Raw genomic sequence first — 8815 nt, 5'->3', positions numbered from 1 at the left:
AAACGCCGGGGCTTGCCCGTCACATGGCGGAGGTCGATGCGGAGCGGCAGCGGCAGATCGCCAAGTTCGGCGACCAGCACCACCCCGACGGCACCGGCAACCAGGGCCAGCAGGAGTACGCCGAGACGAAGCGCAGCTGGTGCGAGGCCGCGTTCGGTTCCGGCTACGGCACGTGGGCCGACATCCTCGCCGAGGAGGTCGCCGAGGTCGAAGCCGAGCGCGACCACGCGAAGCTGCGCGACGAGCTGGTCCAGGTTGCTGCCGTCTGTGCTGCGTGGATTGCCGACATCGACAGCCGCGCCGGGCGTACCCCATGACCGCCCCGGTGCAGGTGGGCCCGTCGCCTCAAGGTGGCGGGCCCGTGCCGTCCCTGACCGACCGTGAGCTGAAGCTGCTCACCCTGATGGCGGGCGGCGGCACCTATGACGTCGCAGCCCGGGAGCTCGGCTGTTCGAACCGGACGGCGTCCTGGATCGGGCAGCAGATCATGCGGAAGCTCGGTGCGCAGTCCATTGCGCACGCGGTGCTGTTGGGCTGCCAGGCCGGGATTCTGGACGGTCGGCCCCAACGCCACGGTGACCATGCAGGGTTCGCTGCGCACCAGTACCGGGACGAAGAGCCCTGTGACGACTGCTGGGAAGGCGAACGGACCTATCGGCGTGATCTGCGTGCCGCCCGAAAGGCCGCGAAGGTCACCGGAATCGCCCCTAAAACCCGGACATCTTAGACACGTTCGCCGCTGGGTAAGACCGATCAACGCCCAGGAGGGCCCCATGCTCCGTGCGTACCTTCCCGCCATCATCTCCACGCTCCTCTACACGGCCATCGGCATCAGCTTCGGCCTTCTGTGGTGGGCATGGACCGGCCGTACCGACATGCCGTGGTGGATCGCGGTCCTCCTGGTCGCTGTCGCCGGCCTGATATCCGACCTGGTCGAGGAGACCCTGCAGCAGCTCAGAGCGCGGCGTGCCAGCCCCGGCCCGTCGCGGCACCGCAAGGCCGGCGCCCGGTGAGGGCGGTCGGCACCATCCCCGAACCCGACACCCCCCGACAAGGAGCAGCATGAGTGACAAGCCCCTAGGCCCGATCGGTTGGGCCCACCACTACGCCGCACTCCGCGGTGCAGGCGAATACCCGCTGCTGACCGCCAGCGAAGCCCGGGACGAAGTCGAGAGGCTCGGTACCGACCTGTACCGGGCGCAGGACGCCCACGCGTACCTCGGGGAGATGTGCACCGTCCTCGAGAAGAAGCAGAACACCCCGCAGGGCGGTGCCGCGCTGTCCACGGCGGACGTCCGGGCGTGGCTGAAGGGGCCGCGCTGCATACGGGTGCTGGCCGTTGACGCGAGCACCGTCCCGCCGACCCGTCTGGAGGAGGACGCGGCACAGCTGCTCGAGGCGCTGCGTGCCGAAGTACGGACGGGCCTTGAGGCGTCCGGCCGCTCGCAGGCCTCCGTAGCGCGAGAACTTCAGGTCAGTACGAAGCATTTGAACCAGATGCTGTCCGGGAGGGCGGCCATGACGGTGTGGTGGGCGGCTCGGATCCTGCGCGTGTGCGGGATGCGCCTGGCGATCGGAGGTGCAGCATGAGCAACCGAACAGCGCAGTTCGCCGCGGTGTACGCGGTCCTGACGGCTTCTCACGAGGTCGCCGACTACTGGGTTCAGCAGGACAAGGACGCGGTCGCCAAGGGGCGCCCCGGCATGGAGGGGAGGATGGCGTGCGCCCGGCACGTCGCCTCGTACACGGCGACGCAGGCCCTCGCCCTCGCGGCTGCCGACCGGCGCCTCGGGCTCGGCCTGGACTGGCGGCGAGCGGCCACCGGTCTAGCGGTGTCCGCGGTGACGCACTACGTCGCGGACCGCTCCGCTGGACGGTGGCAGGAGCAGGGGACGTCCACGTGGATGGTTCGGCTCGCACGTCGGTGCGGGCATGCTCCGTGGCTGGCGAAAGATTCGGGAGCGGGCCCGTTGATGGATCAGGCGTGGCACAAGGGCTGGATCGCCGTTGCTGCGGCTGTGGCTGCCGGAGGTGTCCGGTGACCTACGGCAACTCGGCGTCCCGGCAGGCGCAAGCGATCCGCGCGCATGCCCGGCGGGGTGTGTGGCGGCGTGTCACGGCGTGGGCGGGGGTGAACGCGGAAGCGCGCCGTGCGGACGTTCAGGCGGGCGCGTGGGTGCAGGGCGGGCAGGGTGAGGCGGCCACGGTCGGGCTGGTCGCGCCGCTGGCCGCCAGCGGCTGGCACATACGGCACGACGTACGACCCCCGTGGGGGCGCGGGAACTACGACCACGTCCTGATATCCCCGGACGGCCGCGCGGTTCTGGTCATCGACTCGAAGCAGTGGCGCCGCAACTGGCCCACCACCCTGAAGGGCGGGCGGGTGCACTGCGGACTCGAGGACCGGCACGACCAGGTCGAGAAGGCGGTGAAGCACGCCGGGCAGGTGCAGGAGCTGCTCCGTATGCCCGACGTGGACGTGCTGCCGCTGCTGGTCGTGCACGGGTCTCTGGTCGTTGGCGGGCACCTGGCTGTTCGCGTGCCCGGTCTGCCGGCGCCGGTGTACGTGTTGGCGTCGGACTGGCTGGTGTCGACGCTGTCCGCGGTTCCGTTCGACGCGGCTCCGTGGCGGGCGGGAGAGGTGGCGGCGCGGGTGGATCAGGTGCTGCGCCCCTACCGGTGAGGCGCGCGTCGGGCGTACCGTGGCGCCACCACCGAGGCGGGGCAAGCCATCGGGGAGCGGCCCGCAGTCCCCTTTCGAGGGGATCGCGGGCCGCTTTCGTGCGTTCCGGACGGTGGCCGGTTTATGATCGAACTCATGTCCGATCTGCCGCTGGAACAGCGCCTCGCCAAGAACCGCGCCGTCCTGGAATGGCTGGAATGGCAGGTCAGCCAGCAGCGCCTGAAGGTCCGCGAGCTCGAGGTGCAGGTCGAGCAGGACCGGAAGCGGCGTGAGCGGGCCCGTATCGAAATGTCGTGGAAGATCCAGCCCAAGCGGGCCGACGAAGGACGGCCAATCCTTCACCGGGGCGGTTGCAACCTCTTCCAGAACGAGATGGGGTACCTCAGCCGCATGGACGCGGTGATCGCGCTCACCGACGATGAGGTGAAAGCGGAGTGCTGCGCGGTCTGCCGACCTGAGACGGGGCTCGATCTGCCGAGCTGAGCTCTTCGTGTGGATGGCCCGGCTTCACGGGAGGCCGGACCACACACGGTCCCCGGGGGGTTCGTACACGGCCGTGGGGTGGTCAGTGCACCCGTCACACCGGGGATACCCGCCACTCTGCCACCAGGCGCCGGGCGCAGGGGGACGTTCAGACTGAGGGGCGGCTCATACGGGAATCCAACCGTCCTGACCGTCGCCGCGCAGGGGCACGGCGCACCGCTCGCATATCCCTGGTCCGCGTCCGGGCTTGTCGGGCATCTGCGCAGTGTCGATGACGCCCTCGTGCGTGCAGTGGTTCTCCAGGACATGCCACACCAGGTGCCCGTCCAAGCTGATCGCCGTGCCCTTGTGAGAGCTGGTGATGTACAGGCCGAGGTGGGCGGGGATGGGATGCCCTGTGCCGACGATCTGGAAGCTGCGCCGCATCGCCTCCATCCCGTCAGGCCGGGCCTGATACCAGACGTCCATCACGTTGGGCCGACGGACGGCGGCGTGCAGGATGTCGCCGGTGAGGTCCACGCCGTGAGGCCGGTCATCGATGAGCAGCTCGGCGCGGTGGATGACAGCCTGCTGGGTCATGAGGGCTCCTTGGTCTCTAGGGCTGTTTGCACGGCGTCCAGGGCGCTGCTGTAGCCGTTCTCCCATTCGCCCCATACGGCAAGGTTGGTGGGTGGTCCGTCGTCGACGAGCTTCCGCAGGCTGGCCATGAGGGTCAGCAGCTGGTCGCGGGTGGGCTTGCGGTGCGGCTCCCACCAGGCGGGCGGCTCGACCAGCAGGGGCGTGGTGCGGCGTTCGATGGCGGCCCTCTGCCTGCGTTCGTCCACCTGCTGGTGGCCGTCGCTGGTCAGGTGGAAAGCCTCGTAGTGGATGTGAGGGGTGCCGCCCGGGCCAGGGGCGAGGTAGAGGTCGGCGTTGATGGGCACGTCGCGCGGCCGGATGCCGTTGGCCGTGAGCCAAGCGCGGAGTGCCTTGCGCCTGTCGTCGATAGGGTCCTCTCCAGTCATACGTGCACCGGCTCGTAGGTCGCGGCGAAGATGTCCGGCTTGACGGGGTAGCGCTCGCTCTGGACTCCGGTGACGATCCAGTCGCCGGGGCAGACGGTGTGGCCGCCCTCGAGGGTGTCGATCCACCCGTGGTCGTGCCAGATGCGTCCGCACAGGGCGTGCTCCGTACGGCCGGCGTACTCGGGCTCGGGGCGTCGGAAGTACCGGACGACCTTGCCCTCACGTTCGGCGGGGCCGTCTTCGGGGTGGTCGCCGTTCTGGTGCCACTGGTGCGCTTCGATCTGGACGGGGCGTTTGCGGTAGAGGGCCATGGGTCCCACGGTGCCGCGCTTGGGGGTGGACGTTGCCCCCGCTCCTGGGGTGTGTGCCCGGCGGCAGCATCGGCTTCGAGGTGATGGGCACCGCCGGGCCTGGCCAAGGGTGGCACGGGGCACTGACAACGCTCGGTGCACGCCGCGTGGCCGGGGGCGTTGTCAGTGGTCACGGCGATGATGACCGCATGAAGAACTTTTGGGTGACGTGGACGGGCGGGGATGGCGCGGCGCGAGTGTCGAGCGTCGCGTACGACAAGGAGAGCGCTGAGGGGCGCCGGGCGATGCTGTGGGGGCAGGGCTACGGCGATGCGCAGGTGGTGGAGTCGAAGCCGGGTGTGAGGCCGACCGCGGGCTAGGGGCGCCGTTCCTCGCGGGTGCGGCGTTCCCCCCCCGGGGCCGGAGAAGCGGGGAGGCCCGGCAGTCCACTGGGGGTGGCCTGCCGGGCCCGTCTCGCGCTGGTGGGGTCTAGCCCCACCAGGTGTCCATGGGGACGGCTGGGGGCAGCTCGGGGTTGGCGCCGGGGCGGTCGGCGGGCGGTGTGCCCTGCCAGGTGTCGTCGGCGGGTCCCCTGTCCGGTGTGGCCGCGTTCGTATCGGGGGCGGGGGCTTCGTCGGCTGTTGCGGTGGTGGCGGTGAGGATGCTGCCGGTGAGGGTGGCGGTGGTGAGAGTGAGGCCGGCGAGGAGGCGGCGCACGGGCTGCTTCACAGGTGGTCCTTTCTGTGGAGGTGGTCCGGGACCAATAGTGGGGCGCCTGGCCCGGTCTCGTATCCCGTGGTCCGCTGCGAATCCCTTTGCCCCGCACGCGACTTACCTGGCAGTAGGCGGTGGGGGTTGTGGGGAGGACGTGGAGTACGAGCGTCGGGGGACGCCCCGGGCTCAATCTGCCCTAGGCTGTTTGCATCATCAACCGATTGGCCGTGCGGGTGTTCGCCGTGCGGGAATCCGCAGTTGATCACAGGTTTTTGATGGGGGATCAGGAGCTTTGGCCATATCCGATACGCGGGGTGACGGCTGGGATTTGTCGGCGCCCGCCATGCGCTTGTATGAGGCGTGCGCGCTGCGGGATGGCGACCTGGTCGGGCAGATCACCGCCGCAAACCCTCAAGCACAGCGCGAGCTCCTCGACTGGGGGCTGATCACCCTCGAGGACCTGCCCGGCGGTGTGCCCGGTGTGCGGGATCCGCAGCATGCCCTGCAGCGGCGTACGGATGAGGTGCTGGCCGCGGCGGAGGAGCAGGTCGCCCTGCTGAAGAACTTGCCCTCGCTGTCCACGCGGTTGATGCGGCATTACGAGGCGGTGCAGCTGCGCGCGGGCGCCAGCAGCGTGTACCTGGACGATCAGGCGGCCGTGAACGCCCGCCTGCAGGACGTCGTGGGCGGGGCCCGCCGGGAGATCCTCGCCGCGCAGCCCGGCGGTCCTCGCGACCGGGCCATCCTCGACAAGGCGGTGGCGCGTGATGTGGTCGCTCTGGACCGCGGGGTGGAGCTGCGGACCATCTACCGGGACACGGTGAGAGATCATCCGGTGACCGCGGAGTACGCGCGGAAGATGGCGAACCGAGGCGCGGGACGCAGTGCGCAGTACCGGACGTTGGCGGGCGCCTTCGAACGCATGATCATCGTGGATCGTGAGCAGGCCTTCGTCTCCGACCACATCGTCGCCGGCGGGCCCGCACACGCTGCCTGGCTCATCACCGACCCGGCGGCGATCTCCGTCATGGCCCGCATGTTCGAGGCGGCGTGGATGGGCGGACGCCCCTGGTCGGGAGAACTGCGGGCCCGGCGCGGCGGGGACGCTCGGGACACCATCGGCTCGTCCAGCGTGCGGGGCGCGCGGACCACACGGCAGCAGCGGGAGATCCTGCGCAACCTGTGCACGGGCGTCTCCCAGAAGTCGATCGCCGGCCGTATCGGGGTCTCTGAACGGAAGATGGAGAAAGAGATCGCCGCACTGAAGGCTCTGTGGGGTGCGACCACCCTGAACGAACTGATCTACCAGTGGGCCCTGTCACCGGACCACCGGGTGGACGACAGTGCCCCCGCGGAAGGGCCGGCGGGGGCAAGGGTGGAAGGCGAGGAGTCGGCGGCCTGACCGCTCACGGGGCTTCCTCTGGGAGTTCTGGCTGCAGTTCGGCGTGCCCCTTCTCCTCCCACAGCTGACGGTAGGAGCGCACGGAGTCCTCGCAGTCCTGCCGGGCGTGGAAGACGGCTGTGTCCGGGCCGAGGTCGGGGCGCCACAGGTTCGGCCCCGGGAAGCGGACGGCCTTCATACGGGACGTGATCGGTTCGGTGCAGCCCAGACAGGCGCCGGCCGGGATCGCCATCAGGCGTTCTGCGGAGGCCATCTCCCGTTCGATGGTGGCCTCGTTGACGACGTGGCGGCAGGGCGGGATCTCCTGGCAGAGGCGGCACAAGCTGTAGTGCTCGGGCAGTACGAAGAAGGTGCGGGAGGCGCGTATGGCGATGTGCCGGGGCTTGGCGGTGGGCTGGTCTGCGGGGCGCAGGATGAGGACCAGGGGTCGGTGCTCCCACGTGGCGCGGGTCGGCTCCGCACCCATGTCCCGTCCGGCTGCGGCCTGTTCGGTCCACCACGTGGTGAAGCGGTCCCACTCGTTGTTGAAGTGCTCGGGCCACAGGTCGTCGGGCCGTTCGCTGACGTCGATGATCTGCCAGGCGCGTCGGTCGGAGAACACGATGAGGGATCCGGGGCGGATGCGGGTGGAGTAGTACGTCTCCTTCAGGTGCGGCATGATGCCGTCGCCGGGCAGGTGACCGGTCGGCAGACGCTCGGTAGGCCGCCACTCTCCGAGAAGGACTCGCATCGGGATATGCACGTTCAGCCCTCCTTGGACTTGTCGGTGTCTTCGATCTGCTTGGCGACCTTGATGGCGTTGGCGACCCACCAGCGGTGATTGCCGGCCTGGATGGTCTGGCCGATAGGGATGTCGTGCTGACGGGCGATGTCCCACAGCCCTTGGTCGCCTGCACAGTCGATGCCGTCGTGAACGTGACCTTCTTCGGTGTTCTCACAGTTCCAGCCGACCAGGACGGCCCACAGCAGGGCGTCCAGCTTGTCGGCGGACCAGTCGCGGGAGTCGACGGTGATGCGGGCGCGCAGGCCTTCGAGGGCCGTCTTGGCGCCGAGGAGCGCGGGGACGGCTGCCGTGTAGCCGAGGATGCACGCGCGGGCCGTGTCGCGGGTTTCCTCGCGGTCGGCTTCGGCGTCCCACAGCCGGTCGTACAGCTCGGTCAGCGTCGCCTCGGTGTGCTGGTTCAGGGGGAGGCGGGTTCCCGGTACGTCGGGGTCGGGGATGGGCTGGGGGGTCGGCAGTTGCCCCGTGGTGGTGAGGAGGTGCTGTTCCCACAGGGCGCGCAGGAGGCCGTGCCAGGTCTGCGGGGCGGGCATCCAGCCGCAGGCGCAGTCGACGGTCCACCGGTCGTTGGGGAGTTTCACGCGCCGCGGCAGGTGGTCGGTCACCAGCTGCTTGTGATCGGGGCACAGGTGCCCTCCGGCGGGGAAGATCGTGCCGGATCCGAGGGTGGCCCAGCCTTCCCCGGACCATTCCGGGCGGGGCGGTGCTGCGCCGTTCATGCAGGAGAGAGCGTCGTACTGGCGTAGGCAGCCGGGGACGAGGCAGGTGCGGAGGGACGGCTGGTTGAGGAGGGCTTCGTGGATGGCGTCGTCGACGGCCTGCTCGGGTGTGATGCCGCGGTTGGCGGTGTCGTTGAAGCTGACCAGGTCCAGGAGACGGTCGCGAGCGCTCTGGGTGTCGGTCACGGGCTGGTCCTCTCTGCGGCGGGCAGGGCATACAGGGCATCGAGAGCTGCGACCTGGGGGTCGGCGCCGCCCATGCAGTGCTGAGCGCATCCAGGAGTGCCGCGGCCGGGGCAGGTTGCTTGGTGGGGGAAGTCGGCCTTGCAGGTGTCGCAGGCGAGCCAGGCGGGTGCGTGGGTGACGATGCGCAGGGGGTGACGGCAGATCCGTATCCGGGAGGCGGCCAGGTGTTCCGGCTTCGGTGTCTGGTCGAGGAACGCGTCGACGGGGAGATCACTGTTGGCGACCTTGAGGAGCCAGTCTCCGTGGCAGGCGTCGGTGAGGGCGCACCAGCACAGGAGGTCCTTGCCGCGCAGGTCGTCGCGGATTCTGTCCAGGGAGTCGAGGTCGTGGCTGTGGGAGTTGATGAAGTTGTCGATGGCCTGCTGGCGGGTGAGTGGCGAGTGGGCGCGCGGGTCGATCCATCCGCCGGGCAGTATGAGGTCCCCTCGTGATCCGATCTTGGAGACGTTGCCGTAGCCGGATCCTCGGCCGATGAAGATGTAGCCGTTGGGGT

Annotated in this window: 15 protein-coding genes and 1 pseudogene; 9 read left to right on the top strand and 7 right to left on the bottom strand. The window is 69.6% G+C overall.

Going from position 1 to position 8815, the window contains the following annotated elements:
* From ABD378_RS43265 to ABD378_RS43235, 7 genes and pseudogenes are all read left to right on the top strand, one after another.
* Positions 1-317: pseudogene (locus tag ABD378_RS43265) on the top strand (NUDIX hydrolase); the annotation flags it as partial.
* Positions 318-361: 44 nt separating this feature from the next.
* The gene (locus tag ABD378_RS43260) at positions 362-727 is read left to right on the top strand and encodes a helix-turn-helix domain-containing protein (protein ID WP_344530888.1); all 366 of its coding nucleotides are present in this window, start codon (positions 362-364) and stop codon (positions 725-727) included.
* 46 nt (positions 728-773) lie between these two features.
* Positions 774-1013 (top strand): hypothetical protein, encoded by a 240-nt coding sequence (locus ABD378_RS43255; RefSeq protein ID WP_344530886.1) that lies wholly within the window; start codon positions 774-776, stop codon positions 1011-1013.
* Positions 1014-1062: 49 nt separating this feature from the next.
* Positions 1063-1590: a hypothetical protein gene (locus tag ABD378_RS43250; RefSeq protein WP_344530884.1), complete on the top strand. Its 528-nt coding sequence runs from the start codon at positions 1063-1065 to the stop codon at positions 1588-1590.
* The gene (locus ABD378_RS43245; protein ID WP_344530882.1) at positions 1587-2042 is read left to right on the top strand and encodes a hypothetical protein; all 456 of its coding nucleotides are present in this window, start codon (positions 1587-1589) and stop codon (positions 2040-2042) included. The genes ABD378_RS43250 and ABD378_RS43245 overlap by 4 nt, the downstream gene beginning before the upstream one ends.
* Entirely contained in the window at positions 2039-2683 is a 645-nt protein-coding gene (locus ABD378_RS43240) for a nuclease-related domain-containing protein (RefSeq protein ID WP_344530880.1), read from the top strand. The genes ABD378_RS43245 and ABD378_RS43240 overlap by 4 nt, the downstream gene beginning before the upstream one ends.
* A gap of 135 nt (positions 2684-2818) precedes the next feature.
* Positions 2819-3166: a DUF6233 domain-containing protein gene (locus tag ABD378_RS43235; protein ID WP_344530878.1), complete on the top strand. Its 348-nt coding sequence runs from the start codon at positions 2819-2821 to the stop codon at positions 3164-3166.
* A gap of 165 nt (positions 3167-3331) precedes the next feature.
* On the opposite strand, the gene ABD378_RS43230 is transcribed toward ABD378_RS43235, so the two are convergent.
* The 3 genes from ABD378_RS43230 to ABD378_RS43220 are packed head-to-tail and all read right to left on the bottom strand — an operon-like array spanning position 3332 to position 4481.
* Positions 3332-3745, bottom strand: a complete 414-nt coding sequence (locus tag ABD378_RS43230; RefSeq protein WP_344530876.1) for a DUF7352 domain-containing protein — start codon at positions 3743-3745, stop codon at positions 3332-3334.
* A complete protein-coding gene (locus ABD378_RS43225; protein ID WP_344530874.1) occupies positions 3742-4170 on the bottom strand; it encodes a hypothetical protein in 429 nt (142 codons plus the stop codon). Before ABD378_RS43225 ends, ABD378_RS43230 begins: the two co-directional genes overlap by 4 nt.
* Entirely contained in the window at positions 4167-4481 is a 315-nt protein-coding gene (locus ABD378_RS43220; RefSeq protein ID WP_344530872.1) for a hypothetical protein, read from the bottom strand. The genes ABD378_RS43225 and ABD378_RS43220 overlap by 4 nt, the downstream gene beginning before the upstream one ends.
* 188 nt (positions 4482-4669) lie before the next feature.
* Between ABD378_RS43220 and ABD378_RS43215 the strand changes: the two genes are divergently transcribed.
* Complete coding sequence (locus tag ABD378_RS43215; protein ID WP_344530870.1) at positions 4670-4840, top strand: hypothetical protein; 171 nt, start codon at positions 4670-4672, stop codon at positions 4838-4840.
* Between the two features lie 109 nt (positions 4841-4949).
* On the opposite strand, the gene ABD378_RS43210 is transcribed toward ABD378_RS43215, so the two are convergent.
* On the bottom strand, positions 4950-5189 hold the full coding sequence (locus tag ABD378_RS43210; protein ID WP_344530868.1) for a hypothetical protein: 240 nt from the start codon (positions 5187-5189) through the stop codon (positions 4950-4952).
* Between the two features lie 328 nt (positions 5190-5517).
* Between ABD378_RS43210 and ABD378_RS43205 the strand changes: the two genes are divergently transcribed.
* Positions 5518-6576 (top strand): hypothetical protein, encoded by a 1059-nt coding sequence (locus ABD378_RS43205; RefSeq protein ID WP_344530866.1) that lies wholly within the window; start codon positions 5518-5520, stop codon positions 6574-6576.
* 4 nt (positions 6577-6580) lie between these two features.
* On the opposite strand, the gene ABD378_RS43200 is transcribed toward ABD378_RS43205, so the two are convergent.
* The 3 genes from ABD378_RS43200 to ABD378_RS43190 form a co-directional block, all read right to left on the bottom strand.
* On the bottom strand, positions 6581-7318 hold the full coding sequence (locus ABD378_RS43200) for a hypothetical protein (protein WP_344530864.1): 738 nt from the start codon (positions 7316-7318) through the stop codon (positions 6581-6583).
* 2 nt (positions 7319-7320) lie between these two features.
* Positions 7321-8262, bottom strand: coding sequence for a hypothetical protein (locus ABD378_RS43195; protein WP_344530862.1), 942 nt, complete (start codon positions 8260-8262; stop codon positions 7321-7323).
* Positions 8259-8815: DUF4326 domain-containing protein (locus ABD378_RS43190; protein ID WP_344530860.1), on the bottom strand; the 557-nt coding region annotated here is incomplete at its 5' end. The genes ABD378_RS43195 and ABD378_RS43190, both read right to left, overlap by 4 nt.

The organism is Streptomyces rectiviolaceus (genome assembly GCF_039533825.1).
In the GTDB taxonomy this organism is placed as follows: domain Bacteria; phylum Actinomycetota; class Actinomycetes; order Streptomycetales; family Streptomycetaceae; genus Streptomyces; species Streptomyces rectiviolaceus.
Note: the sequence above shows the minus strand (reverse complement) of the source record. Positions and strands in the feature narration are given on the sequence as shown.